The organism is Streptomyces sp. NPDC085866 (assembly GCF_044541035.1).
Taxonomy (GTDB): domain Bacteria; phylum Actinomycetota; class Actinomycetes; order Streptomycetales; family Streptomycetaceae; genus Streptomyces.
Window position 1 is genome coordinate 223633 of record NZ_JBITSQ010000014.1, and the last position, 25531, is coordinate 249163.

General features: G+C 71.8%; 21 protein-coding genes and 1 tRNA gene. 12 read left to right on the forward strand and 10 right to left on the reverse strand.

Annotated elements, in window-relative coordinates; translation table 11 throughout:
- The first annotated feature begins 151 nt into the window (after positions 1-151).
- The 6 genes from ACIF83_RS32895 to ACIF83_RS32920 all read left to right on the forward strand — a co-directional run bounded on the left by ACIF83_RS32895 (position 152) and on the right by ACIF83_RS32920 (position 6975).
- On the forward strand, positions 152-946 hold the full coding sequence (locus ACIF83_RS32895; RefSeq protein WP_386574691.1) for an MIP/aquaporin family protein: 795 nt from the start codon (positions 152-154) through the stop codon (positions 944-946).
- 81 nt (positions 947-1027) lie between these two features.
- On the forward strand, positions 1028-2566 hold the full coding sequence (gene glpK / locus ACIF83_RS32900; RefSeq protein ID WP_393476185.1) for a glycerol kinase GlpK: 1539 nt from the start codon (positions 1028-1030) through the stop codon (positions 2564-2566).
- A 47-nt stretch (positions 2567-2613) separates the two neighbouring features.
- Positions 2614-4230 (forward strand): FAD-dependent oxidoreductase, encoded by a 1617-nt coding sequence (locus ACIF83_RS32905; RefSeq protein ID WP_393476188.1) that lies wholly within the window; start codon positions 2614-2616, stop codon positions 4228-4230.
- A gap of 247 nt (positions 4231-4477) precedes the next feature.
- The gene (locus ACIF83_RS32910; RefSeq protein WP_393476191.1) at positions 4478-4930 is read left to right on the forward strand and encodes a phospholipase; all 453 of its coding nucleotides are present in this window, start codon (positions 4478-4480) and stop codon (positions 4928-4930) included.
- A 78-nt stretch (positions 4931-5008) separates the two neighbouring features.
- Positions 5009-5680 carry a FadR/GntR family transcriptional regulator gene (locus ACIF83_RS32915; protein ID WP_398139570.1) on the forward strand — a complete coding sequence of 224 codons (672 nt, stop codon included), beginning with the start codon at positions 5009-5011 and terminating at the stop codon, positions 5678-5680.
- A 245-nt stretch (positions 5681-5925) separates the two neighbouring features.
- A complete protein-coding gene (locus ACIF83_RS32920; RefSeq protein WP_398139571.1) occupies positions 5926-6975 on the forward strand; it encodes a PAC2 family protein in 1050 nt (349 codons plus the stop codon).
- 70 nt (positions 6976-7045) lie between these two features.
- Here the strand turns inward: ACIF83_RS32920 and mshC are convergent, their stop codons facing one another.
- From mshC to ACIF83_RS32940, 4 genes are all read right to left on the reverse strand, one after another.
- Complete coding sequence (gene mshC / locus ACIF83_RS32925) at positions 7046-8275, reverse strand: cysteine--1-D-myo-inosityl 2-amino-2-deoxy-alpha-D-glucopyranoside ligase (RefSeq protein ID WP_393476200.1); 1230 nt, start codon at positions 8273-8275, stop codon at positions 7046-7048.
- Between the two features lie 93 nt (positions 8276-8368).
- The gene (locus tag ACIF83_RS32930) at positions 8369-9187 is read right to left on the reverse strand and encodes an SCO1664 family protein (protein ID WP_399732395.1); all 819 of its coding nucleotides are present in this window, start codon (positions 9185-9187) and stop codon (positions 8369-8371) included.
- Positions 9151-9741, reverse strand: a complete 591-nt coding sequence (locus ACIF83_RS32935) for a DUF3090 domain-containing protein (protein WP_386574682.1) — start codon at positions 9739-9741, stop codon at positions 9151-9153. Before ACIF83_RS32935 ends, ACIF83_RS32930 begins: the two co-directional genes overlap by 37 nt.
- Before the next feature lie 91 nt (positions 9742-9832).
- Complete coding sequence (locus ACIF83_RS32940) at positions 9833-10519, reverse strand: histidine phosphatase family protein (RefSeq protein ID WP_393476206.1); 687 nt, start codon at positions 10517-10519, stop codon at positions 9833-9835.
- Positions 10520-10581: 62 nt separating this feature from the next.
- Between ACIF83_RS32940 and corA the strand changes: the two genes are divergently transcribed.
- Positions 10582-11577, forward strand: a complete 996-nt coding sequence (corA, locus tag ACIF83_RS32945; protein WP_393476209.1) for a magnesium/cobalt transporter CorA — start codon at positions 10582-10584, stop codon at positions 11575-11577.
- A gap of 7 nt (positions 11578-11584) precedes the next feature.
- On the opposite strand, the gene ACIF83_RS32950 is transcribed toward corA, so the two are convergent.
- Both ACIF83_RS32950 and ACIF83_RS32955 read right to left on the reverse strand, forming a co-directional pair.
- Positions 11585-12373: a ferritin-like domain-containing protein gene (locus tag ACIF83_RS32950; RefSeq protein WP_399732399.1), complete on the reverse strand. Its 789-nt coding sequence runs from the start codon at positions 12371-12373 to the stop codon at positions 11585-11587.
- A gap of 200 nt (positions 12374-12573) precedes the next feature.
- Positions 12574-13629 (reverse strand): LLM class F420-dependent oxidoreductase, encoded by a 1056-nt coding sequence (locus ACIF83_RS32955; RefSeq protein WP_399732401.1) that lies wholly within the window; start codon positions 13627-13629, stop codon positions 12574-12576.
- 173 nt (positions 13630-13802) lie between these two features.
- Between ACIF83_RS32955 and ACIF83_RS32960 the strand changes: the two genes are divergently transcribed.
- Both ACIF83_RS32960 and ACIF83_RS32965 read left to right on the forward strand, forming a co-directional pair.
- Positions 13803-14786, forward strand: coding sequence for an aldo/keto reductase (locus ACIF83_RS32960; RefSeq protein WP_393476218.1), 984 nt, complete (start codon positions 13803-13805; stop codon positions 14784-14786).
- On the forward strand, positions 14783-16978 hold the full coding sequence (locus ACIF83_RS32965) for a helix-hairpin-helix domain-containing protein (RefSeq protein ID WP_399732404.1): 2196 nt from the start codon (positions 14783-14785) through the stop codon (positions 16976-16978). Before ACIF83_RS32960 ends, ACIF83_RS32965 begins: the two co-directional genes overlap by 4 nt.
- Positions 16979-17086: 108 nt before the next feature.
- Here ACIF83_RS32965 and ACIF83_RS32970 read toward each other — a convergent pair whose 3' ends face one another.
- Positions 17087-17785 (reverse strand): hypothetical protein, encoded by a 699-nt coding sequence (locus tag ACIF83_RS32970; RefSeq protein ID WP_393476224.1) that lies wholly within the window; start codon positions 17783-17785, stop codon positions 17087-17089.
- 47 nt (positions 17786-17832) lie between these two features.
- Here ACIF83_RS32970 and ACIF83_RS32975 point away from each other — a divergent pair, with 47 nt between their 5' ends.
- Positions 17833-18021 (forward strand): DUF5703 family protein, encoded by a 189-nt coding sequence (locus tag ACIF83_RS32975; protein WP_014671721.1) that lies wholly within the window; start codon positions 17833-17835, stop codon positions 18019-18021.
- Between the two features lie 71 nt (positions 18022-18092).
- Here ACIF83_RS32975 and ACIF83_RS32980 read toward each other — a convergent pair whose 3' ends face one another.
- The 3 genes from ACIF83_RS32980 to ACIF83_RS32990 form a co-directional block, all read right to left on the reverse strand.
- Complete coding sequence (locus ACIF83_RS32980; RefSeq protein ID WP_393476227.1) at positions 18093-18917, reverse strand: chaplin family protein; 825 nt, start codon at positions 18915-18917, stop codon at positions 18093-18095.
- A gap of 140 nt (positions 18918-19057) precedes the next feature.
- Positions 19058-19291, reverse strand: coding sequence for a chaplin ChpH (gene chpH / locus ACIF83_RS32985; RefSeq protein WP_094216784.1), 234 nt, complete (start codon positions 19289-19291; stop codon positions 19058-19060).
- A gap of 147 nt (positions 19292-19438) precedes the next feature.
- On the reverse strand, positions 19439-20764 hold the full coding sequence (locus ACIF83_RS32990) for a M20/M25/M40 family metallo-hydrolase (RefSeq protein ID WP_393476230.1): 1326 nt from the start codon (positions 20762-20764) through the stop codon (positions 19439-19441).
- 197 nt (positions 20765-20961) lie between these two features.
- Here ACIF83_RS32990 and ACIF83_RS32995 point away from each other — a divergent pair.
- Positions 20962-21049, forward strand: a tRNA-Leu gene (locus tag ACIF83_RS32995).
- A 566-nt stretch (positions 21050-21615) separates the two neighbouring features.
- The gene (locus ACIF83_RS33000; RefSeq protein ID WP_398140773.1) at positions 21616-25476 is read left to right on the forward strand and encodes a Pls/PosA family non-ribosomal peptide synthetase; all 3861 of its coding nucleotides are present in this window, start codon (positions 21616-21618) and stop codon (positions 25474-25476) included.
- Positions 25477-25531 lie beyond the last annotated feature (55 nt).

A 25531-nucleotide genomic window follows, 5' to 3' on the forward strand; every position in this document is an offset into this window, starting at 1 on the left:
CCATCGGTCGGCATTGTCGAACACCTACCGGCAATACGCGCTAGAGTGTGACAACGCCAAGGGCCGGAATCGCTCTCACCCCCGAGGGCGCCAGAACCCCCGGTGGGACCCGGGGTTCGGCTTCCCTGGACGAAGGACAAAGGAGTCGCGGGTGTCCAGCTCCGACATCTTCATCGGCGAGACCATCGGTACCGCCATACTCATCCTGCTCGGTGGCGGCGTCTGCGCCGCCGTCACGCTGAAGGCCTCCAAGGCCCGTAACGCCGGTTGGCTCGCCATCACCTTCGGGTGGGGTTTCGCCGTACTGACGGCCGTTTACACCTCGGCGCCGCTCTCCGGCGCCCACCTGAATCCGGCCGTGACGCTCGCACTCGCGATCAAGGACAAGGACTTCAGCAACCTGCCCGTCTACTGGGGCGGTCAGCTGCTCGGCGCCATGATCGGTGCCACCCTGGTCTGGGTCGCCTACTACGGCCAGTTCCACGCGCACCTCACCGACAAGGAGATCGTCGGCGGTCCGGGTGCGCAGGCCACGGCGGCCAAGGCCGTCGAGGCACAGGAGACGGGCGCCGGCCCGGTCCTGGGCGTCTTCTCCACCGGTCCCGAGATCCGGAACGCGGTGCAGAACCTCCTCACCGAGATCATCGGCACCGTGGTGCTGGTGCTCGCCGTTCTCACGCAGGGCCTGAACGACAAGGGCAACGGCCTGGGCACCCTGGGCGCCCTGATCACCGCCTTCGTGGTCGTCGGCATCGGCCTCTCGCTCGGCGGCCCGACCGGCTACGCGATCAACCCGGCCCGTGACCTCGGCCCGCGCATCGTGCACGCCCTCCTGCCCCTGCCCAACAAGGGCGGCTCCGACTGGAGCTACGCCTGGATCCCGGTGGTCGGTCCGCTGATCGGCGCCGCCATCGCTGCAGGCATCTACAACGTCGCCTTTGCTTAAGAAGAACCGAGACAAGAACCGAGTCTTCCAGCACGCGCCGTACGTACAGCCCCATCACCACGGATCTTTCAGGAGCACACAGTGACCGACGCCCACACCGCAGGCCCGTTCATCGCGGCCATCGACCAGGGCACGACTTCCTCGCGCTGCATCGTCTTCGACAAGGACGGCCGTATCGTCTCCGTCGACCAGAAGGAGCACGAGCAGATCTTCCCGAAGCCGGGCTGGGTCGAGCACAACGCAAACGAGATCTGGACCAACGTCCAGGAAGTCGTCGCCGGAGCCATCCAGAAGGCCGGCATCACCCGTGACGACATCAAGGCCATCGGCATCACCAACCAGCGCGAGACCACCGTGCTGTGGGACAAGAACACCGGTGAGCCCGTCCACAACGCCCTCGTCTGGCAGGACACCCGCACCGACTCCCTCTGCCGGGAGCTGGGCCGCAACGTCGGCCAGGACCGCTTCCGCCGCGAGACCGGTCTGCCGCTCGCGTCGTACTTCTCCGGTCCGAAGGCCCGGTGGCTGCTCGACAACGTCGAGGGCCTGCGCGAGCGCGCCGAAGCGGGCGACATCCTCTTCGGCACGATGGACACCTGGGTCATCTGGAACCTGACCGGCGGTGTCAACGGCGGAAAGCACGTCACCGACGTCACCAACGCCTCCCGCACCCTTCTCATGAACCTGCACACGATGCAGTGGGACGAGAAGATCGCCGAGTCGATCGGCGTGCCGCTGCAGATCATGCCCGAGATCCGGTCCTCCGCCGAGGTCTACGGCGAGGTCACCGGCGGCAAGCTGGGCGACCTGCTCGGCGGCATCCCGGTGGCCTCCGCGCTCGGCGACCAGCAGGCGGCCCTGTTCGGCCAGACCTGCTTCTCCGAGGGCGAGACCAAGTCCACCTACGGCACCGGCACCTTCATGGTGATGAACACCGGTGACAAGATCATCAACTCCTACGCGGGCCTGCTGACCACGGTCGGCTACAAGATCGGCGACCAGCCGACCGTGTACGCCCTCGAGGGTTCGATCGCCGTCACCGGCTCCCTGGTGCAGTGGATGCGCGACCAGATGGGCCTGATCTCCACCGCCGCCGAGATCGAGACGCTCGCGCTCTCGGTCGAGGACAACGGCGGCGCCTACTTCGTACCGGCCTTCTCCGGCCTGTTCGCCCCGCACTGGCGCTCCGACGCCCGCGGTGTGATCGCCGGCCTGACCCGGTACGTCACCAAGGCGCACCTCGCCCGCGCGGTCCTGGAGGCGACCGCCTGGCAGACCCGGGAGATCGCCGACGCGATGGTCAAGGACTCCGGCGACGAGCTGGTGGCCCTGAAGGTCGACGGCGGCATGACCTCCAACAACCTGCTGATGCAGACGCTCTCGGACGTCCTGGACGCACCGGTGGTGCGCCCGATGGTCGCCGAGACCACCTGCCTCGGCGCCGCCTACGCCGCCGGCCTGGCCGTCGGCTTCTGGTCCAGCACCGACGAACTGCGTGCCAACTGGCGCCGGGCCGCCGAGTGGACCCCCCAGATGGACGCGGACACCCGCGACCGTGAGTACAAGAACTGGCTCAAGGCCGTCGACCGGACCATGGGCTGGATCGAGGACGAGGACTGAGCGGCCCGAACCGCTCAGACAGCTCTGACGAGGAGTAAGTACCCGACATGACCAGTCAGTCCACCCTGAAGTCCGTGCCTGCCCTGGGGACGCACCCGGCCTCCGGCTCCAACCCGAGCCGGGCCGAGACCAGGGAGCAGCTCTCCAAGGCGTCGTACGACCTTCTTGTGATCGGCGGCGGCATCCTGGGCATCTCCACCGCCTGGCACGCCGCGCAGTCCGGACTCAGGGTGGCGCTGGTCGACGCCGGCGACTTCGCCGGCGCCACCTCCTCCGCCTCCTCCAAGCTGCTCCACGGCGGTCTGCGCTACCTGCAGACCGGCGCGGTGAAGCTGGTGGCGGAGAACCACTTCGAGCGCCGTGCGGTCTCCCGCCAGGTGGCCCCCCACCTGGCGAACCCGCTCACCTTCTACCTCCCCGTGTACAAGGGCGGGCCGCACGGCGCGGCGAAGCTCGGCGCGGGCGTCTTCGCCTACTCCGCGCTCTCCGCGTTCGGCGACGGCGTCGGCCACCTGCTCTCCCCCGCCAAGGCGGCGCAGGACGTGCCCGAGCTGCGCACCGAGAACCTCAAGGCCGTGGCCGTGTACGGCGACGACCAGATGAACGACGCGCGCATGGCGCTGATGACGGTCCGCGCGGCCGTCGAGGCGGGCGCGGTCGTCCTCAACCACGCCGAGGTCACCGGCCTGCGCTTCACCAAGGGCCGGGTCACCGGCGCCGACCTCCGGGACCGCATATCCGGCGAGGAGTTCGGGGCCAACGCCCGCCTGGTGCTGAACGCGACCGGCCCCTGGGTCGACCACCTGCGCCGGATGGAGGACCCGAACGCGGCCCCGTCCATCCGCCTGTCCAAGGGTGCGCACCTGGTCCTGAAGCGCACCTCCCCCTGGAAGGCCGCGCTGGCGACCCCCATCGACAAGTACCGCATCACCTTCGCCCTCCCCTGGGAGGACATGCTGCTGCTCGGCACCACCGACGAGGAGTACGAGGGCGACCCGGCGGACGTCGCGGTCGACGAGAAGGACATCGCCCAGATCCTGGACGAGGCCGCGTTCTCCGTCCGGGACCAGCAGCTGCAGCGCGACCTGATCACCTACGCCTTCGCCGGCCTGCGTGTGCTGCCGGGCGGTCCCGGTGACACGGCCAAGGCCAAGCGCGAGACCGTCGTCACCGAGGGCAAGGCCGGCATGCTGTCGGTCGCCGGCGGCAAGTGGACGACCTTCCGTCACATCGGCCGCACGGTGATGCAGAAGCTGGAGGAGCTGCCGGGCCACCCGCTCGGCGACGACTTCGAGCCCATCTCCTCGCTGCCGAAGAAGCTCCCGCTGCCCGGTGTCGCCAACCCGCGCGCCGTCGCCCACCGCCTCCTGGTGGACCACCCGGCGCCCGGCCCGCGCATGGCCGCCGACACCGCCAAGCACCTGGCCACCCACTACGGCTCGCTGGCCTTCGACATCGCCCGACTGGCGAACGAGAGCCCGGAGCTGGCCGAGCGCGTCCACCCGGACGCCCCGGAGATCTGGGCGCAGGTCGTGTGGGCCCGCGACCACGAGTGGGCCGAGACGGCGGACGACGTGCTGCGCCGCCGCACCACGCTGACCATCCGTGGCCTGGCCACGGACGAGGTCCGCGACAAGGTCCAGGGCCTGCTCGACAAGAAGTAGGCCCCGGCCGGCCCCTCCCCCTGACCGGGGCCGGAACGGATGAGGGACGGCTCCTCCCGCACGAGGAGCCGTAGCGACGAGAGGGGCGGCTCCGCGCCGACGGAGCCGCCCCTCTTCGCATGCACGCATTGCGCCCGGAGCAGTGAAGCCGCGCTCTTGTGGCGGTAAAGGCGGGCTATAGCCGCCACCTCCATGGTCATGAACCGCGATCCGACGGACGGATCGCGGTTCTTCATGGAGGTGTGGGATGCACCGCAGACTCGCCACCGGCCTCGCCGCCTCGGCCCTGGCCCTCATCACCGTCACGGCCAGCGCCACCGCGGCCACCGCGGCTCCGGCCGACAAGCCCCAGGTGCTCACCGACTTCACCCAGACCACCTCGTCCAGCTACAACGCCTGGGCCGCGGCGCGCGCCAACCAGTCGGCCTGGTCCGCCTACGGGTTCGACTGGTCGACCGACTACTGCTCCGACTCGCCGGACAACCCGTTCGGCTTCCCCTTCGCCATGTCCTGCGCCCGGCACGACTTCGGCTACCGCAACTACAAGGCGGCCGGCACCTTCAGCACCAACAAGGCCCGCCTCGACAGCGCCCTGTACGAGGACCTCAAGCGCGTGTGCGCCAACTACAGCGGCGCCACGAAGACCGCCTGCACCAGCACCGCGTGGACGTACTACCAGGCCGTGAAGGCCTTCGGCTGACGGTCCTCACCGACGTTCCCCCCAGTGCCCCCATAATGTGCTGAGACATCCGATGTCTGAGCCACTGGGAGGCCGGTCATGGCAGTCACCGACGAGGCGATCGAGAAGATCAAGGACATGATCGTCTCCGGTGCCCTGCGCCCCGGTGACCGGCTGCCGAAGGAGAGCGAACTCGCCGCCGACCTGGGCCTGTCCCGCAACTCGCTGCGGGAGGCCGTACGGGCCCTGTCGCTGATCCGGATCCTGGACGTGCGACAGGGCGACGGCACCTACGTCACCAGCCTCGATCCGCAGTTGCTGCTGGAGGCGATGAGCTTCGTCGTGGACTTCCACCGTGACGACACGGTGCTGGAGTTCCTGGCCGTGCGCCGGATCCTGGAGCCGGCCGCGACCGCGATGGCGGCCTCGCGGATCAGCGAGCAGCAACTGGACTCGCTCTCGGCCCAGTTGGACGCGCTCGGCGCCGAGCCGTCGGTGGAGGAACTGGTCGCCTGCGACCTGGAGTTCCACCGGGGCATCGTGCAGAGCGCGGGCAACTCGGTGCTGTGCTCGTTGCTTGACGGCCTGTCGGGGCCCACCACCCGGGCCCGGATCTGGCGGGGGCTCACCCAGGAGGACGCGGTCAGCCGCACCCTGCGCGAACACCGGGCGATCCTCGCCGCCCTGCGCGACCGGGACGCGGAGGCGGCCCGCTCCTGGGCCACCGTGCACATCGCGAGCGTGGAGCAGTGGCTGCGGTCCACGCTGTGACTTCGGCCGGGGGAGGCGCCGCCGAGGTGCGGGCCGTCTTGTCGGTACCGGTTCGTTGTGGCTGGTCGCGCAGTTCCCCGCGCCCCTTGGGTCGGCCCACTTGCCCGACTACAGCGCTGGGGTGTTCCGAGGTGGCGAACGGGGCAGTGATCCGTGCATCCCCCGGCCCGGGGGGCTGCGGACGCCCCCGCCGGACGCCGTAAGGTTGGGACGTCAGGCGAGGGCACGTCGGAAGGAGGCACTGGGTGATCGAGCTGGAGGGGGTTCCCGAGCTGATCGACCCAGTCATGGTGGCCGCGTTCGAGGGCTGGAACGATGCCGGCGACGCCGCCTCCACGGCGGTCGCGCATCTGGAACGCGAGTGGAAGGGCGAGGTGTTCGCGGCGCTCGACGCCGAGGACTACTACGACTTCCAGGTGAACCGCCCCACGGTGTTCATGGACGGCGGAGTGCGCAAGATCACGTGGCCGACGACAAGGTTGTCGGTGGTTCGGGTCGGCGGCGAGAAGCCGCGGGACCTGGTGCTGGTCCGCGGCATCGAACCGTCCATGCGCTGGCGCTCGTTCTGCAACGAGCTGCTCGGCTTCGCGCACGAGCTGGGTGTGGAGTTGGTGGTCATCCTGGGCGCTCTGCTCGGTGACACCCCGCACACGCGTCCGGTCCCGGTCAGTGGCGTCACGTCCGACCCGGACCTGGCCCGCCGCATGGACCTGGAGGAGACCAAGTACGAGGGCCCGACGGGCATCGTCGGTGTCCTGCAGGAGGCGTGCACGCACGCGGGCGTCCCGGCGGTGTCGCTCTGGGCGGCCGTACCGCACTACGTCTCCCAGCCACCCAACCCGAAGGCCACGCTGGCTCTGCTGAACCGGCTGGAGGACCTGCTCGACCTGCGCATCCCGCAGGGCGAGCTGCCCGAGGACGCGCGCGCCTGGCAGGTGGGCGTGGACCAGCTGGCGGCCGAGGACAGCGAGGTCGCCGAGTACGTCCAGACGCTGGAGGAGGCCCGGGACACCGCCGAGTTGCCGGAGGCCTCCGGCGAGGCGATCGCCCGCGAGTTCGAGCGGTATCTGCGGCGCCGGGACGTCAGCCCGCCGGGCGGGCACGCCACGGCGGACGGCGGGGACGCCACGTACCTGCGGGACAGCCCCGGCGGCAAGGCCCGGCCGCCCCGGCCGCCGAGGCCGGGAGCCTCCGGGACCACGGAAGGCTCCTCGGAGGATTCCGCCGACGGTCCCGCCGATGGCTCCGCCGAGGGTTCGTCCGAGGGCGGCGACGCGGACACGTCGGAGGACTGAGCCGACGGATCGGGACAACGAAAGAGGGGCGGTTCCCTTGCCGGGAACCGCCCCTTCGTCGTATCTGCGGTTACAGGGCCACGCCGAGCAGCGCGTCCACCGCCCGGGTCACGAGACCGGGCGCGGCGGTGTCGGCGCCGCCCTCCGCCTCCTGGCGGGCCGCCCAGCGGTCCACGGCGGCGAGCGCAGCGGGGGCGTCCAGGTCGTTCGTGAGGGCCTCGCGGATCTCCTCCACCAGTGCGTCGGCGGACGGGCCGTCGGGCCGGGAGACGGCCGCGCGCCAGCGGCCGAGACGGTCCACGGCGTCCTGGAGCACCTGGTCGGTCCACTCCCAGTCGGAGCGGTAGTGGTGGGCGAGCAGGGACAGCCGGATGGCGGCCGGGTCGACACCGTCCCGGCGTAGCTTCGAGACGAAGACGAGGTTGCCCTTGGACTTGGACATCTTCTCGCCGTGCAGGGCGACCATGCCGGCGTGCACGTACGCCTTGGCCATGGGGAACTCGCCGGTGAGCACCTGGGCGTGCGAGGCGCCCATCTCGTGGTGCGGGAAGGCCAGGTCGGAGCCGCCGCCCTGGACGTCGAAGCCCATGCCGAGGTGGTCGAGGGCGATGGCCACGCACTCGATGTGCCAGCCGGGGCGGCCGCGGCCGAGCGAGCCGCCGTCCCAGCTGGGCTCGCCCTCACGGGCGGCCATCCACAGCATCGGGTCGAGCGGGTTCTTCTTGCCCGGGCGGTCCGGGTCGCCGCCGCGCTCGGCGGACAGCAGCCGCATCGCGGCCGCGTCCAGGTTGGAGACCTCGCCGAAGTGCGGGTCGGACTCGACGGAGAAGTAGACGTCGCCCTCCAGCTCGTAGGCCGCGCCGAGGTCGCGCAGCCGCTCCACGAGCGGGACGATCCCGGGTATCGCCTCGACGGCGCCTATGTAGTGCTGGGGCGGGAGCATCCGCAGGGCCGTCATGTCCTCGCGGAAGAGGGTCGTCTCCTGCTCGGCGAGGGCGACCCAGTCGACGCCGTCCCGCTCCGCGCGCTCCAGCAGCGGATCGTCGACGTCGGTGACGTTCTGGACGTAGTGAACCTGCCGCTTGGTGTCGAGCCACACGCGCTGAACGAGGTCGAACGCGTTGTAGGTCGCCGCGTGACCCATGTGGGTCGCGTCGTACGGCGTGATGCCGCAGACGTAGATACGGGCGACGGGACCGGGGTCGAGGGTGACGAGGCCGCCGGTCGCGGTGTCGTGGATCCTCAGGTCGCGGCCCTGACCAGGCAGGGCGGGGACCTCGGAAGCGGGCCAGGCATGCATGTACATGAGCCTAACCGGCCACGCGCTGCCGATACGAACGGGATCAGGCCGGATGGCCTGTCGGGCCTTCTTGTACATCGGCCCCGGATGTGCTTACACCGGTGGCCAGGGGATCGCCGGCCACTCCCCGCTCGGCTCCGGGTGGTGGCCGGCGGCCAGCAGCCCCTCGACACGCGCGCGCGTGGCATCGATTTCGGCCGTCGTGATGAGTCCGGCCAGCCGCACGGCCAGCTCCCCGCCGTCGGCAAGGGTCGTCCTCAGCCTTTGGAGCACCTCGACGGCCTCCGGGGTGAGCGGCTCACCGGCCCAGCCCCACAGCAGCGTGCGGAGCTTGTTCTCGACGTTGAAGGCGACCCCGTGGTCGATGCCGTAGAGCCGGCCGTCCACGGTGGGCAGCAGGTGGCCGCCCTTGCGGTCGGCGTTGTTGATCACCGCGTCCAGGACGGCGAGGCGGCGCAGCCGCTCGTCGTCGGCGTGCACCAGCAGCGCGGTGCGGCCCTCGCCGACCTCGGCGAACCCGATCGCCTTCCAGCCGGGCTCGGGCTCCTCGCCGTCGACCAGGGCGAGCAGCTCGGCCTCGGCGCTCACGTCGATCCACAGCTGGCACATGCCCTCGCCGTAGGGACCGTCGCGCAGCACGGTCGCCGGGACGAGCCCCCAGCCGGTGGCCTCGGAGACCTCGTAGGCGGCCACCTCGCGGCCGGCCAGGGTGCCGTCGGGGAAGTCCCACAGCGGGCGCTCGCCGGCGACCGGCTTGTACACGCAGGAAGCTTCCTGCCCGTCGTAGGCGACCGTGCAGAACAGCGCCGCGTTGGACGCCTCGCGGATGCGGCCGCGCACCTTCAGCTCACCACTGGTGAGCAGTTCGGCGGCGGTCACGCTCCGCGGCGGTATCCGTTCTGGCGCGGACATACGTGTCCTTCCGGGTCGAGCGGGAGGCTGCACAGCGGACACGGCGGCCGCCCGGCGTTGACGACGTCCAGGGCGCGCTTGGCGAAGGCCCTGGCCTGCGCGCCGGTCAGCCGGACCCGCAGCATCGGGGGCCCGTTCTCCTCGTCCTGGAGCAGCCGCTCCTCGGCCTCGGCGAGGTCCTCCTCGGTGTCGGCGTCCAGCTCCACGAGGGCCTGGGCCTCCACGATCATGCGCTGTTCCTCGCCGTCCCAGGCCAGGGCCATGGTGCCGACCCGGAACTCCTCCTCGATGGGGGTGTCCAGCGGGCCGGTGTCGGCGACCTCGGTGGGGGCCATGGCGGGGACGGCAGCGCTGCCGCCACTACGGCGTACGACCTCGTCCAGCAGCTCGTCCATGCGCTCGGCGAGCGCGGCCACCTGGGTCTTCTCCAGAGCCACGCTGGTCACCCGGGAACCTGCGGTGGCCTGGAGGAAGAACGTACGGCGTCCGGGCAGTCCTACCGTGCCCGCCACGAAGCGGTCCGGCGGATCGTAGAGGAACACCTGACGGGACACGTCCTGTCTCCATGGGATTCGAGAGCGGGTGCGGTGCGGGCCGTGCGTGAAGACGACTGTGCGGATCGCTTCACCCTACTGCGCCCGACGATCACGGTGCGCCCGCACCGCCCCCGACCGGTGCGTCTTCCCCCGGAGGTTCCTCGCGCGGGGCAAGGGAGGCGAAATCGCCGGTGTCGCCGAGACGAACGAGAAACGGCCGGAGGCGGGTGTAGCGGATCGCGGTGACGGAGCACGGTTCCACCGAGATCCGCTGGAACAGGTCGAGATGCAGTCCGAGGGCGTCCGCGACCAGTGACTTGATGATGTCGCCGTGCGAGCACATCAGGTAGACGGCGTCGGCGCCGTGGTCGCGCTCCACGCGCGCGTTCCACTCGCGTACGGCCTCGGCGGCGCGGGTCTGCATGGCCCGCATCGACTCGCCGCCGGGGAAGGCCGCGGCCGAGGGGTGTGCCTGGACGACCTCCATCAGCGGCTCGTCCTTGAGCTCGGCGAGCTTGCGGCCGGACCAGTCGCCGTAGTGGCACTCACCGATCCGTTCGTCGGTGTGGGCGCGCAGCCCGGGCCGGGCTTCCAGCAGCGGCCGTACGGTTTCCCGACAGCGTTCCAGGGGGCTGACGACGACCTCGGAGATCGGCAGCCCCGCGAGGCGGCCGGGCAGTGCGGCGGCCTGTGCGGCCCCCCGCTCGTCGAGGGCGACGCCTGGCGTCCACCCGGCGAGCACACCCGAAGTGTTGGCGGTCGACCGTCCGTGCCTGACGAGGATCAGCGTGGGCATGCCGCCCAGCGTAAGCGCATCACGACATGCGCAGGCGGCCGGTCGAGGGGAGAATGCGCTCCGTGATCGTGGACTGCGCCATCTACCGGGACGGTCACCGTACCGAGGGCCCGGAGGAACTGTCCGACGCCCTGGACGAGGCGCGGGCGGCCGGCGGCTTCGTGTGGATCGGGCTGTACGAGCCGTCGGAGCGGGAGTTCGACCTGGTCACCCAGGAGTTCGCGCTGCATCCGCTGGCGGTCGAGGACGCCCTGAAGGCGCACCAGCGGCCCAAGCTGGAGGTGTACGACGACTCGCTGTTCATGGTCCTCAAACCGGTGGTGTACGAGCCCAAGAGCGACACCGTCTCGGCCGGCGAGGTCATGGTCTTCGTCGGTGACGGCTTCGTGGTGACCGTGCGGCACGGCGAGGGCTCGCCGCTCGCGGCCGTGCGGCACCGGCTGGAGGAGGACCCGGAGATGCTGGCCAAGGGCCCCACAGCGGTGCTGTACGCGATCGCCGACGCCACCGTCGACCACTACCTGGAAGTGGCGACGGAGCTGCAGACGGACCTGGAGGAGCTGGAGGCCGAGGTGTTCCAGCCGGAGCGCGGCGGCACCCGCCACACCGCGTCCCGGATCTACACCTTCAAGCGGCAGATCCTGGAGTTCCGCCGGGCCACCGTGCCGCTGGCGGTGCCGCTGACCCGGCTGGCCGGTACCGGCACGCTCGGCATCGCGGTGCCCTTCGTGCACGAGAAGGCGCGGCCCTTCTTCCGGGACGTGAACGACCACCTCGCGCGCGTGAACGAGTCCGTGGAGGGCCTGGACCGGCTGGTGTCGGACATCCTGTCGGCACATCTGGCGCAGATGAGCGTGCGGCAGAACGACGACATGCGGAAGATCTCGGCCTGGGCGGCGATGGCAGCCGTTCCCACCATGATGGCGGGGATCTACGGCATGAACTTCGACCACATGCCCGAGCTGCACTGGCTGTGGTCCTACCCGGCGGTGATCCTGCTGATGGCCGCCCTGGAGGTGCTGCTGTACCGGACCTTCAAGCGGCGCGGCTGGCTGTGAGCGCGACTCAGGCGTACTCGGGGGCGGGGGTGGCGGGCCCGCCGAGGGCGTTGCGGCGCTCGGGCATGCGCAGGCTCACCATGCGGTGCCAGCCGGCCAGCCGCTCGTAGGCGTACACGGCGTGGATACCGGCAGCCAGAGCCGCCGACCTGGCCCGCGGCCAGCCGAGGACGCGGCCCATGTGGGCCATCACGGCGAGGCTGACGTCGCGGTAGACGCGGATCTCGGCGAGCGCGCACTCGCGCAGGGTGCGCTGGATGAGGCGGCCGTGTCCGGCGGCGGCGAAGCGGAGCAGTTCCTCGTGCGCGTAGGCGAGGTGGTTGTCCTCGTCGCCCGAGATCATCCGTACCGCCCTGCCGACCTCGGGATGGTCGCCGAAGTGCCTGCGGAGCATCTCCATCTGTTCGGAGGCCCGCTGTTCGGTGACCCGGCTGTGCGAGAGGTAGACGATGAGGTCCCGCACGGTGAGCGGCTCGTCCCGCTTGAGCTTCTCGTGGGCGAGACCGATGCCCTCGCGCTCCAGGAGCATCGTGTAGTCGGTCTCGGGCGGGACCGGGACCGGGATGAGGCCGCGCTTCTTCAGCAGGGCGTCGAAGATGCGCCCGTGCTTGTCCTCGTCGGCGCCGTGCCGGGCGATCTTGGGGGCCATCGCCTGTTCGCTCTGCGGTACCAGCACGGAGATCCGACCGTTCTCCCAGCCGCCCTGGGACTCCCCGCTGGCGGCGATGGAACAGAAGAGCCGGAAGGACTCGTCGTCGTCGAGGATCTCCTGGAACAGACTCTTGGCCGAGAACATGGCAGACACCTCTCTGCAGGATTCCGCCAAGAACGAGTCAAATGCGGACAGAGGGGAGCCGCAACAGCTGTGCAGGTCGACTCGGCCGAAAGGCGGAGCGCCGGGGTCGTAACCGCGCGGCGCCCGGCGCGTTGTTCCCCGTGACGGCCGTGGCGGGGAAGACCCCCGAGCCCCCACCACGGCCGCGGAAACTCCCCCTGTCAGGCGAGCCCGGCGCGCTCCATGGCCTCGGTGCCGGCCCGCAGGGAAGCGAGCCGCTCGTCCAGCGTGAAGCCGGCGGGGGCGAGGGTGAGGGTGGTGACCCCGGCGGCGGCGTAGGCCTTCATGCGGTCGGCGATGCGCTCCACCGAGCCGAGCAGCGTGGTCTTGTCGATGAGGTCCTGCGGGATGGCCGCCGCGGCCCCCTCCTTGTCCCCGGACAGGTACTTGTCCTGGATCTCGGCGGCCTCCTTCTCGTACCCCATGCGCTGGGCGAGCTGGTTGTAGAAGTTCTGCTTGCGGCTGCCCATGCCGCCCACGTACAGCGCCGTGTAGGGGCGGAAGGTGTCGGCCAGCCGGGGCACGTCCTTGTCGTCGCCGACGGCGAGCGGCAGCGTCGGGCAGATGTCGAACCCGTCGAGGGTCTTGCCGGCCTTCTCCCGGCCCGCCCGCAGGTACTTGACCGCGGTGTCCTCGAGGTGTTCGGCCGAGGGGAAGATCAGCAGCGCGCCGTCGGCGATCTCACCGGTCTGCTCCAGGTTCTTGGGGCCGATGGCGGCGATGTACAGCGGGATGTGCTCGCGCTCCGGGTGCACGGTCAGCTTGATCGGCTTGCCCGGACCGCCGGGCAGCGGCAGCGTCCAGTGCTCGCCCTCGTACGACAGCCGCTCGCGCGTCATCGCCTTCCGGACGATCTCCACGTACTCGCGCGTGCGGGCCAGCGGCTTGTCGAACTTGACGCCGTACCAGCCCTCGGAGACCTGCGGCCCGGAGACGCCGAGGCCGAGCCGGAAGCGGCCCTTGGAGAGCGAGTCCAGCGTCGCCGCGGTCATCGCCGTCATCGCCGGCTGCCGGGCCGGGATCTGGAAGATGGCCGAGCCGACGTCGATGCGCTCGGTCTGGGCGGCGACCCAGGTGAGCACCGTGGCCGCGTCCGAGCCGTACGCTTCGGCGGCCCAGCACACGGAGTAGCGCAGCCGCTCGGCCTCCTGCGCCACGGCCAGATTGTCCGCGTCCATCCCGGCACCCCAGTAGCCGAGGTTGATCCCGAGCTGCATGGCCGATTCCCCTTACCCGTGAGTAACGTCCCTTGGCGGAGACCATAGCGCGGGGTCGGGGCCGGCGGGCAGGGCATGCCGGGGATCGGAGCCGCCCGGCCCGGCCGATCACACCGGACGGAGTTGTCCACAGGCAACCCACCGCACCAGTTCTGGCCAGTAATCTCGCGCACATGGAGCAGAGGCATCTCGGCCGCACAGGCCTGCGCGTGTCCCGGATCGGACTCGGCACCCTCACCTGGGGCCGGGACACCGACGAGCACGACGCCGCGGACATGCTGAAGGCGTTCTGGGAGGCCGGCGGAACCCTCGTCGACACCGCGGACGTCTACGGCGACGGCGAGGCGGAGTATCTGCTCGGACAGCTGATGGACGGACTGGTACCGCGCCGGGACCTGGTGATCTCGACCAAGGCGGGCAGCGTCCCCGACCCCGACCGGCGCTTCGACGGCTCCCGCGGCCATCTGCTCGCCGCGCTGGACGCCTCGCTGGCCCGGCTCGGCACCGACCACGTCGACATCTGGCACGTCCACGCCTTCGACCCCGACACCCCGCTAGAGGAGACGCTCCAGGCCCTCGACCTGGCGGTGAGCAGCGGTCGCGCCCGGTACGCGGGCGTCTCCAACTTCTGCGGCTGGCAACTCGCCAAGGCGGCCACCTGGCAGCTCGCCGCACCGGGCACCCGGACCCGGCTGGCCAGTACGCAGCTGGAGTACTCGCTGCTCCAGCGCGGCGTCGAGCGGGAGGTGCTGCCCGCCGCGCTCGACCTGGGCGTCGGCCTGCTGCCCTCCTCCCCGCTGGGCCGCGGCGTGCTGACCGCCAAGTACCGGCACACCACTCCCCCGGACTCGCGCGGCGCCTCCGAGCACCTGGCGCCGTTCGTCGCGCCGTATCTCGACGACACCGCGACGCGCATCGTGGACGCGGTGCAGACAGCCGCCGACGGGCTCGCGGTCACCCCGCTCCAGGTGGCCCTCGCCTGGGTCCGGGACCGGCCCGGAGTGGCCGCCCCGATCGTCGGCGCGCGCAACGCGCAGCAGCTCACGGCGGCGTTGTCAGTGGAGGCGCTTAATCTTCCTGACGAGATCTGCCGGGCGCTCGACGATGTGTCGGCGCCCGTGCACCGCTATCCCGATCACGACTGGAGCACGCTGTGAGCACGGAGCCGGAGACCACGGAGGACGCCGGGCCGGGGACCCCGGAGAACCCGGAGAGCCCGGAAACCCCGGAGCAGGACACGGCGGCCGACGACAGCCGTGGGACCACCGCTGCCGAGACCACTGCTGCCGAGACCGCAGAGGGCGAGACCACCGCCGGCGGGACGGCCGAGGGCGAAGCCGCGCCCGGGCGGTCGGAGGCCGAGGCCGAGCTGGCCGCGCAGCAGATCGAGCGGGAGCGGATCGAGCGACGCAAGGCCGAGAAGAAGGGGCCCATCGAGAGCGGCACCAAGCTGAGCGGCAAGGCCGCCGACCTGCTCGCCGCGGTCCGCGCGGTGGAGAGCGGCGAGAAGCCGGTCGCCACGGCCTTCGCCGAGCCTGAGCCGGCCCCGCGCCGCCCCGCCCCGGAACCCGTACGGCGTCCCCAGCCCGCCCCGGCCGCCACCGCACCCGCCGCCCCCGCCGCCGAGGCCGTCGAGACCGTGCGGCGTGTGCTGCGCGAGGGCGGCGCACCCGAGGCCCTCGCGCCCCAGGTGGCGACAGCCCTCGGCGAGGGCGCCGACACCGCGCTCCGGGAGGACCCCTGGCAGCTGCTGCGGATCGGCGGCGTCCGGCCGGAGCAGGCCGACGGGTTCGCGCGGGCGCTGCTCGGGGCGGCCTGCGGTCCGGACGACGAGCGGCGGGTCCGCGCGGTGACCGTCTGGCTGCTGGAGCAGGCGGCGCTGGCCGGGCACACCACCCTGGAACTGCCGGCGCTCACCGCGGCCCTGGCCCAGCGGGGCGTGCCCGACGCGGACGCGGCCGTGCAGGACACCATCGCCGAGGGCGAGGCGCTGGTCTTCCAGGACGCCCTGGAGGAGCCCGGCGCCCCGGCCCCGCAGGAGGAGGACGACGAGGAGGAGGAGCGCCCGGTCCGCGTCCTCGTCGGCCTCGAGCGGTACGCGCTCGCCGAGGAGAGCCTCGCCGACGGCCTGGCCCGCCTGGTCAACTCGCCGTCCGAGGAAGCTGCCGAGCGGTGGGAGGCGGCCGCGGCCGGGGCGGCCGGCGGTGCTGCCGAACTGGTCCGTGCGGTCGCCGGGCACGGCCTGGTGCTGCACACCGGCGCCGAGGCGGCCCGCGCCGAACCGGCCGCCTTGCTCGGCGCAGCCCGCGCCGCCGGTCTGCGGGCCTTCGCCGTCTGCCACACCGCCGACGGCAGCCGTCGCCTCGCCGCGCTGGTGGGCGCAGGAGCGGAGGGGGCCGTGGGCACCGTCGCCGGTCTCCTGTCCGGCGCCGAGGGCCCCGGCCGGGATGCGGACGGCGCCCTGGACCTCGACCTGCTGATCGTGCTCGACGCGCCCCAACTCGACGTGGAGAGCGCCGCGATGCTGGTGGAGTCGCTGTCCGACGGCGCCCGTCTGGTGCTGAGCGGCGACCCCGCGGTGCTGTGGTCGGCCGGACCCGGGCGGGTCTTCGCCGACCTGCTCGCGGCCCGTGCCTGCCCGCAGATCGCCTCCCGGACCCCGGACCCCGGCCCGCTCGGCGAGCTGGTCTCCGCCATCGGCGTCGGCGAGCTGAACCAGGTCGAGGCGCCCGGCAAGGAGATCGTGATCGTCCCGGTGCGGGACGCCGGCGAGGCCGTGCACCGGACCGTGCAGCTGGTCGCGGACTCGGTGCCGCGGGCCATCGGTGTGCCGGCCGAGCAGACCGTGGTGATCACCCCGGGCCACGGCGGCGCTGCGGGCACCCGGGCACTCAACTCCGCTTTGAAGGAACGCCTCAACCCGGGACCCGGCCGTTTCGGCGGCTTCGACGCCGGCGACCGGATCGCCTACTCCCCCGCCCCGGGCCGTACGGTGCCGGGCCGAGTGGTGAACGCCGACGCCGACGGGCTGCACCTGGAGTGCGCGGGCGCTCCCGTCGTCGTACCGCGGGAGCGGGTGGAGCAGTGCGTACGGCACGGCTGGGCGCTGACCGCGCACCAGGCGGTGGGCGGTCGCTGGCCGGCCGCGGTGGTCGTGCTGCCCGGCGACGCCGCGCAGACGCTCAGCAGACCCTGGGTGTACACGGCGTTCGGCCGGGCGGAGCGGCACCTGTCGGTGGTGCACGGTGTGGAGCAGGCCCTGCCGAAGGCGGTCGCCGAGGTCTTGGCCAAGCCCCGTACGACGCGCCTGCAGACGCTGCTGCGCACGCAGGTCCCGTCGGCCGGCTGACGTCTTCTCCGCCGCAACGGCGATCGAACCGCAGGGTCGATCAGCCACAACGGCGGATTCCGGCGGTGCCGTACGGGGCGTCCGGCCCCACGGCACCGCCGCCTCACGTCACCGCTCGGCGTCCAGCGGCTCCAGGTCCTCGTCCTCCTCGCCGTCGAACTCGAGGTCGTCCTCCTCGTCGACGTCGTCGGAGACGTCCTCGTCGAACACCGCGCTGACGTCGAACCGGCACACCACCCGCTGCGGGTCGACCTGCTCGAACGGCGCCTCCAGCCACTCCCCGGGCTCGGCCGGCTCGTCCGCGGCCGTGACCCAGAGCGTGGAGTCGCCCTCCTCCAGGCCGAACTCCTTGTGCCGGGAAGCGATCTCGTCCGGTTCGAACTCGCCGAACAGGACACCCAGCGCCCCGTGGACCGTACCGGCGGCGTCCTCCCCCGCGCCGCCGTCGTCCTCGTACTCCACCGCTTCGACCCGCTGGGCCTGTGCCAGCAGCCGCTGGGGCTCCGCCACGGCGTAGTCGCGTCGGATCAGGACACTGATCGCGTTCGGTTCCTCGGGGCCCGCGTACGGCGGCAGCGAGTCGTCCGCACCGGGGATCTCGAAGGGCGTGACCTCGTCGTAGCGGTCGTAGAGCAGCTCGTCGTACACCTCGGCGGCCGCGGCCAGCTCGTTGAACGCCTCGTAGACAGCCGGGTCGTCCTCCCCCGACCTGCGTTCGACCGCCGCCAGGTGACGGTCGAGCGCGGTCTTGACCGCCTCGGCGGCGGCGCGTACCTCGGCAGCGGTGGGCTGCGCAGCATCAGACATAGTGCAGACGCTATCCGTACCGGGCACCAGCCCGCACAATAGATGCGATGCCGGAATACGAATTTGTCGACGTGTACGTACCGCGCGGGGTGTCCCGCAAGGAGGCGACACGTCTGCTGACGGACCATGCCGAGTACGGACACTGGGAGTTGGACCGACTGAGCCTGCTGCGAGACGGCAGCCGCAGGGTGCGGTTGCGCCGACGGATCATCCGCCAGGTGCGGGCCACGTGGTGAGACAGCACGCATGAACGGAGCGGGCCCCGCCGTCCTGGCAGGGCCCGCTCCGTTTTCCGGGTGCTGTCGCGCTACGCCGAGGCCCGGGCCTTGCGGTACAGCACGACGCCCGCGAGCAGCGCGCCCGCGCTCGCCGGCAGTGCGAGGCCCAGCGGCAGGTCACTGCCGGTGTGGGCGAGCTGGGCGGTGCTCAGGTACGTGCTGGAGTGTCCGCCCTGCTGCTCGACCTGGGACGAGCCGTGGGGGGTGCGGCCGCCGTTGCCGGGCGGGGTCCCCGGGTGGCCCGGAGTCCCCGGGTGCCCAGGCTGACCGGGCGTACCCGGGTGACCGGGCGTGCCGGGGTGGCCCGGCGTACCGGGGTGACCGGGCTGACCCGGATGTCCGGGGTGCCCCGGCTCGCCCGGATGCCCGGGGTTGCCGGGCCCGCCGCCCGGCGGCAGGCTCTGCTGACCGCCGCCGTTGGCACAGTCGTTGCCCGTGGTGGCGTTGCCCGCCCCGACGACGTCGACGCTGTTGCCGCACACGTTCACCGGGACATCGATCGGCACCTGGACGGTGTTGCCCGAGCCGACGCCCGGCGAGTCACCGGTGTGGCCGCCCGCGTGGGAACCGCCGGAGCCGCTCGAGTCGCCGTATCCCCCAGCATCGCCGCCGCCATGATTGGCGCATTTGTTGCCAACGGCCGGGTTGAGGAGCCCGACCACGTTCACGGTGTTGCCGCAGACGTTCACCGGCGCGTGCACCGGTGCCTGCACCGTGTTGCCGGACAGTACGCCGGGCGAGCCGGCCGCAGAGCCGATCGCGCCCGAGTCGGCCTGTGCGTAGCCGCTCGCGGCGGCGATCACACCGGTGGCGGCCGCCATGGTCATCAGGGTCTTGCGGGTGCCCTGTCGCATTTCTGGATTCCCCCCTGCCTTCGATTCTCCGTGCGTTCCGCGAAAAGGAGTTCCGCGGAAAAAGACCGGTCGGCCTCGCAGCGCATGATGTGCGCCCCGAGGCCGACGGCTCGTGATAGACGCCCCTCAGGAAGTCGGCGTCAGTCGTTGATGCAGGTGTTGCCGAAGGCGGGGTTCAGGAGCCCGATCACGTTGATCGTGTTGCCGCACACGTTCACCGGGACGTGCACGGGCACCTGGACGACGTTGCCGGAAATGACACCCGGCGAGTGCACGGCGGCACCCTGGGCACCCGAGTCGGCAACGGCCAGGCCCGCACCGGCGAGAACCAGACCACCGGTGGCAGCGGCGGCAGCGACGACCTTCTTGATCATTATTCCTCCTTGTAGGCAAATGCGATCCACAGTGCGGCATCGCATCACCTGTAACGAGGAGGGAGTAATGGAGCTACGAGCTTATCGTCGCATTCACTCTTCTCAGTCGATCTCGTACGGGCGCCCGAATTACCTGGGCCCAAGACTTCACGACGCGTCGATGAACCGGTCGAGCACCCGCACGCCGAACTTCAGCCCGTCCACCGGCACCCGCTCGTCCACGCCGTGGAACATGCCGGCGAAGTCCAGCTCCGGCGGCAGCTTGAGCGGCACGAAGCCGAAGCCGCGGATGCCGAGGTCGTCGAAGGACTTGGCGTCGGTGCCGGCGGAGAGCGTGAAGGGGATCGCCTTGGCGGTCGGGTCCTCGGCCAGCAGCGAGGACTGCATGGCCTCGACGAGCGCCCCGTCGAAGGTGGTCTCGATCGCCTTGTCGGCGTGCACGTCCTCGCGGCGGATGTTGGGCCCGAGCAGCCGGTCGATGTCGGCGAGGAACTCCTCCTCGTGGCCCGGCAGGAACCGTCCGTCGATGTGTGCGGTGGCCTCGCCGGGGATGACGTTGACCTTGTAACCGGCGTTCAGCTGGGTGGGGTTGGCGGTGTTGGACAGGGATGCGCCGATCAGCTTCGCGATCCCGCCGAGCTTGGCCAGGGTGGCCTCCATGTCCTCCGGGTCCAGCTCGGTGCCGAGCGCGTCGCCGAGTTCGTCGAGAAAGGCCCGGGTGGTCTTGGTGACCCGCACCGGGAACTTGTGCCGGCCGACCCGGGCGACTGCCTCGGACAGCTCGGTGATGGCGTTGTCCCGGTGGATCATCGACCCGTGTCCGGCAGTGCCGGCCACGGTCAGCTTCATCCAGTGCATGCCCTTCTGGGCTGTCTCGATCAGGTACAGCCGCCGCTGCTCGTTCACCGTGAAGGAGAAGCCGCCCACCTCACTGATCGCCTCGGTGACGCCCTCGAACAGGTCCGGGTGCTTGTCGACCAGGTGCCGGGCGCCGTACGTGCCGCCGGCCTCCTCGTCGGCGAGGAAGGCGAGCACGATGTCCCGCGGCGGCCGCCGCCCGCTGCGCAGCCGGTCGCGTACGACCGCGAGGGTCATGGCGTCCATGTCCTTCATGTCGACGGCCCCGCGCCCCCACACGCACCCGTCGGTGACCTCACCGGAGAACGGGTGGTGGGTCCAGTCGTCGGCGTTGGCCGGTACGACGTCCAGGTGGCCGTGGATGAGCAGCGCGGGCCGGGAGGGGTCCTCGCCCTCGATCCGGGCCACGGTGGAGGCGCGCCCCGGGTGCGACTCGAAGATCTTCGGCTCCAGCCCGACCTCGGCGAGCTTCTCCGCGACGTACTCGGCGGCCTTGCGCTCGCCGGGACCCGAGTGGTCACCGTAGTTGCTGGTGTCGAATCGGATCAGCTCGCGGCAGAGGTCCACGACCTCGTCCTCGCCGGTGACGCCCTTGGCCGTGTCCGTCTCGCTCACGCTGCGTCCTTCCGCTGTCTGCTGGTGGTCCCCCTCATCCTCCCTCCGGCCCGGCCCCGGGCCCAAGACCGGTCCCGGCCCGTCACACGCCGTTCACGCGCAACCGGACCGGCGGACGGGGTGTGATCAGCCACCCCCGAAAGCCTGGTAATGTTTCCTTCGTCGCCGCGAGGGAAACCCCGCACGACAGACACCTTGTCCGGGTGGCGGAATGGCAGACGCGCTAGCTTGAGGTGCTAGTGCCCTTTATCGGGCGTGGGGGTTCAAGTCCCCCCTCGGACACCAGTGAGGGCCCCTGTTCATCAGGGGCCCTCTGCTTTTCCCTGTTACCGCCCGTTCTGCTGGTTCATGGAGTACCGGCGCAGCGGAGAGTGGCGACACCCGGCCGCCCTTCGGCGACCCGGCCACCAGGAAGTGACTGAAGGGCAGCGCCGGTTGCGCCGCCGCCGTCCCGCACGCCCCGCGGCGCGACTACGTACGCACCGAGCAGGTACAGCCGGTGCTGCGCGGGCAGGTGTTCCTGCGGGCGCAGCTGACGCACCGCTACGGCTTCGTCGACCGGCTGCATGTGCGGAACTTCGAACGGCGCGACACGAATTGCCCTGTGTGTCCGCTCCCTTGCGGTGCGTGTGGGGCATCTCTCGTGGAGCATGAAAACAGCAGGTCAGTGCTGTCGGTCCGGTCCGCTCCCGCTCACCCGGACGGCCTTCCCGAGTGGCTTGACCAAGAGGCGAAGCCTAGCGTCGTACTAATATTTCCGGCTTGTTACCGAGCTGGAGCCGGACAACCCCAGGCAGACCTGCGGGCCCGCCAGCGCCCCGGAGGCTTCCGGGATCGAGACGCGAGGACCGATGGCAGCCATAGACGAGAGCAGTGCTCTCGGCCTGCTCGACGAAGAGTTCCGCACGCAGTTCGGCGACAGGGCACGCTTCTCCGCGGGGCCCGCCGCCTCACCGCGCACGCTGGTCGACGTCTTCGACGCCTCCGTGCGGTCGTACCCCGACGAACTCGCCCTGGACGACGGCACCCACCGCCTCACCTACCGCGGTCTGGCCGTGGAGGTGGAGCGGTTGCGGCGGCGGCTCGCCGAGGCGGGCGTCGGGCTCGGGGACCGGGTCGGGGTGCGGGTTCCCTCCGGGACCAATGAGCTGTACGTGGCGATTCTCGCCGTGCTCGCCGCCGGCGCCGCCTACGTCCCCGTGGACGCCGAGGATCCGGACGAGCGGGCCGAGTTGGTGTTCGGGGAGGCGGCCGTACGGGCCGTCATCGGGGCCGGTCACACCGTCACCACCCAGGGCACCACCGGCTCCCCCGCCGCCCGGCCCGGTGTCGAGCACGACGCCTGGATCATCTTCACCTCCGGGTCCACCGGGAAGCCGAAGGGCGTGGCCGTCACGCACCGCAGCGCCGCCGCGTTCGTGGACGCGGAGGCGGCCCTCTTCCTCACCGACGAGCCGATCGGGCCCGGCGACCGGGTCATGGCGGGGCTGTCCGTCGCGTTCGACGCGTCCTGCGAGGAGATGTGGCTGGCCTGGCGGTACGGCGCCTGTCTGGTGCCCGTGCCCCGGTCGCAGGTCAGGAGCGGTGCCGATCTGGGGCCCTGGCTGGTCGAGCAGGAGATCACGGTCGTGTCGACCGTGCCCACGCTGGCCGCGCTGTGGGAGCCCGAGACCCTCAACGACGTACGGCTGCTGATCTTCGGCGGCGAGGCCTGCCCGCCCGAGCTGGCGCAGCGGCTGGTCACGGAGGGGCGCGAGGTGTGGAACACCTACGGGCCGACCGAGGCGACCGTCGTGGCCTGTGCGGCGCTCCTGACGGGTGAGGAGCCGGTGCGGATCGGGCTGCCGCTGAACGGGTGGGAGCTCGCTGTCGTCGACGAGAGCGGGGAGCCCGTGGCCCTGGGGGGCAGCGGGCAGCTCGTGATCGGCGGGGTCGGGCTCGCGCGGTATCTCGATCCGGAGAAGGACGCGGAGAAGTACGCGCCGCTGGAGTCGCTGGGCTGGGAGCGGGCGTATCGCAGTGGTGACCTGGTCAAGGCCGAGCCCGAGGGACTGATCTTCCTGGGGCGGGCCGACGAGCAGATCAAGCTCGGCGGGCGGCGGATCGAGCTCGGCGAGGTGGATGCCGCGCTGCAGGCGCTGCCCGGTGTGGCGGGGGCCGCGGCGGCCGTGCGGACCGCCCGTAGCGGCAACCAGCTCCTCGTCGGGTACGTCGTCACCCAGGACGGCTGGGACCGGGCGGCCGCCGTCGAGAAGCTGCGCGCGGAGCTGCCCGCCGCGCTGGTGCCGCTGCTCGCGCCCGTCGCCGAGCTGCCGACCCGGACGTCAGGGAAGGTGGACCGGAACGCCCTGCCGTGGCCGCTGGAGGGCGTGGAGGCCCCCAAGGCCGATCTGTACGGCACCGAGGCCTGGCTCGCCGAGCAGTGGGCCGAGGTGCTGGGCATCCCGGTGACCGGCGCCTGCGACGACTTCTTCGCGATCGGCGGCAGCAGCCTGGCCGCCGCCCAGCTCACCACCCGGCTGCGCACCCGCTACCCGAGCGCCGCCGTCCTCGACATCTACCAGCAGCCCACCCTGCGCAAGCTGGCCCGGCGCCTGGAGGCCTCGGCGCAGGACGACGGCGCGCGGCGGACGGTCGCGCCGGTGCCGCTGGGCGCCCAGGCCGTCCAGCTCCTGCTGCTCGTCCCGCTGCTCACCCTGCTCGGGCTGCGCTGGACGGTGGTCCTGGCCGCCGTCGGGAACCTGCTGCCCGCCTACACCTGGCTGCCGACCGCCCCCTGGTGGCTGCTCGCGGCCGGTGCCCTGCTGTTCTTCAGCCCGCCCGGCCGGATCGCACTCGCGGCGGGTGGGGCGCGGCTGCTGCTGCGGGGCCTGCAGCCCGGGCGGTACCCGCGCGGCGGGAGCCTGCATCTGCGGCTGTGGACGGCCGAGCGGCTGGCCGAGTTCAGCGGGGCCACCGCGCTGACCGGCTCGTGGCTCGAGCGGTACGCGCGGGCGCTGGGTGCCCGGGTCGGGCCCGAGGTGGACCTGCACTCGCTGCCGCCGGTCACCGGCCTGCTCCGGCTGGGGCGCGGGGCCGCCGTGGAGTCCGAGGTGGACCTGCGCGGGTACTGGCTGGACGGTGACCGGCTGGAGGTCGGTCCGGTGCGGGTCGGCGCGCACGCCGTCGTCGGGACGCGCAGCATGCTGTTCCCGGGCGCGCGGGTCGGCAAGCGGGCCGAGGTGGCGCCGGGGTCGGCGGTCACCGGGCAGGTGCCCACCGGTCAGCGGTGGGCGGGCGCACCCGCGGTCAAGCTCGGCAAGGCCAAGCGCAACTGGCCGAAGGACCGGCCGCAGCGGGGCACGTACTGGCGGTTCATGTACGGCGTGACGGGCATCGCGCTCAATGCCCTGCCCCTCGTCGCGGGCGTGGCCGCACTGCTGGTCGCCCGGGTCTTCGTGGCGCCCGGCGCCTCCCTCGCCCGGACCCTGCGCGGGGCCGCGCTCGGGCTCGTCCCGGCCACGCTCGCCTACGGGCTGGCGTACGCGCTGCTGATCCTGGTCGCCGTACGCCTGCTCAGCCTGGCGCTGCGCGAGGGCACGCACCCGACGCACAGCCGGGTCGGCTGGCAGGCATGGACCGTGACACAGCTGATGGACCGGTCCCGGGAGACGCTGTTCCCGCTGTACGCCGGGCTGGTCACGCCGGTGTGGCTGCGGCTGCTGGGGATGCGCGTCGGACGGGGCGCCGAGGTGTCGACCGTGCTCGCGCTGCCGAGCCTGACCACGGTCGGCGACGGGGCCTTCCTGGCGGACGACACGCTGACCGCGCCGTACGAGCTGGGTGGCGGCTGGGTGCGGATCGGGCACGCGGAGATCGGGCGGCGGGCCTTCCTCGGGAACTCCGGGATGACCGCGCCGGGGCGGAGCGTGCCGGACGGCGGCCTGGTCGGCGTGCTGTCGGCGACGCCCAAGAAGGCGAAGAAGGGCACCTCGTATCTGGGGCTGCCGCCGGTGAAGCTGCCGCGCAGTGCCGCCGGCGGGGACCAGAGCCGCACCTACGACCCGCCCGCCCGGCTGCTGTGGGCGCGCGGTCTGGTGGAGCTGTGCCGGATCGTGCCGGTGTTCTGCTCGGCGGCGCTGGCCGCGCTGACGGTGGCGGCGCTGTGTGCGCTGGGGCCGTGGGCGCCGCTGCTGTCGGGGCTGGTGCTGCTCGCGGCCGGGGCCGCGGCCGCGCTCACCTCCGTCGTGGCGAAGTGGCTGCTGGTGGGGCGGCACCGCACCGGGGAGCATCCGCTGTGGAGTTCCTTCGTGTGGCGCAACGAGCTGGCGGACACGTTCGTCGAGGTTGTGGCCGTGCCGTGGCTGGCCGGGGCCGTGCCGGGGACCCCGGTGATGACGGCGTGGCTGCGCGGGCTCGGCGCCCGCATCGGCAAGGGCGTCTGGGTGGAGAGCTACTGGCTGCCGGAGACGGACCTGGTGACCCTGGAGGACGCGGCCACCGTGAACCGCGGCTGCGTCCTGCAGACTCACCTCTTCCACGACCGGATCTTGCGGACGGATACTGTGGTCCTCCGTGAGGGCGCCACACTGGGCCCTGGCGGGATCGTGCTGCCCGGCAGCACGGTCGGGGCCCGTACGACCCTGGGCCCCGCGTCGCTCGTCATGGCCGCGGAGTCCGTCCCGGACGACACCCGCTGGCTCGGCAACCCGATCGAGGCATGGCGTCCGTGAGCGCAGCCCTTTCGGGGCCGGTGGGCGGTGCACCGGCACGGAGTGGTGGCACAGC

Bases quoted from the DNA above. Each gene is read 5' to 3' on its own strand.
- ACIF83_RS32905 (WP_393476188.1), top strand. From the start codon at position 2,614: ATGACCAGTCAGTCCACCCTGAAGTCCGTGCCTGCCCTGGGGACGCAC.
- ACIF83_RS32910 (WP_393476191.1), top strand. From the start codon at position 4,478: ATGCACCGCAGACTCGCCACCGGCCTCGCCGCCTCGGCCCTGGCCCTC.
- ACIF83_RS32915 (WP_398139570.1), top strand. From the start codon at position 5,009: ATGGCAGTCACCGACGAGGCGATCGAGAAGATCAAGGACATGATCGTC.
- mshC (WP_393476200.1), bottom strand. From the start codon at position 8,275: ATGCATGCCTGGCCCGCTTCCGAGGTCCCCGCCCTGCCTGGTCAGGGC.
- ACIF83_RS32930 (WP_399732395.1), bottom strand. From the start codon at position 9,187: ATGTCCGCGCCAGAACGGATACCGCCGCGGAGCGTGACCGCCGCCGAA.
- ACIF83_RS32940 (WP_393476206.1), bottom strand. From the start codon at position 10,519: ATGCCCACGCTGATCCTCGTCAGGCACGGACGGTCGACCGCCAACACT.
- ACIF83_RS32950 (WP_399732399.1), bottom strand. From the start codon at position 12,373: ATGTTCTCGGCCAAGAGTCTGTTCCAGGAGATCCTCGACGACGACGAG.
- ACIF83_RS32955 (WP_399732401.1), bottom strand. From the start codon at position 13,629: ATGCAGCTCGGGATCAACCTCGGCTACTGGGGTGCCGGGATGGACGCG.
- ACIF83_RS32960 (WP_393476218.1), top strand. From the start codon at position 13,803: ATGGAGCAGAGGCATCTCGGCCGCACAGGCCTGCGCGTGTCCCGGATC.
- ACIF83_RS32970 (WP_393476224.1), bottom strand. From the start codon at position 17,785: ATGTCTGATGCTGCGCAGCCCACCGCTGCCGAGGTACGCGCCGCCGCC.
- ACIF83_RS32975 (WP_014671721.1), top strand. From the start codon at position 17,833: ATGCCGGAATACGAATTTGTCGACGTGTACGTACCGCGCGGGGTGTCC.
- ACIF83_RS32980 (WP_393476227.1), bottom strand. From the start codon at position 18,917: ATGCGACAGGGCACCCGCAAGACCCTGATGACCATGGCGGCCGCCACC.
- chpH (WP_094216784.1), bottom strand. From the start codon at position 19,291: ATGATCAAGAAGGTCGTCGCTGCCGCCGCTGCCACCGGTGGTCTGGTT.
- ACIF83_RS33000 (WP_398140773.1), top strand. From the start codon at position 21,616: ATGGCAGCCATAGACGAGAGCAGTGCTCTCGGCCTGCTCGACGAAGAG.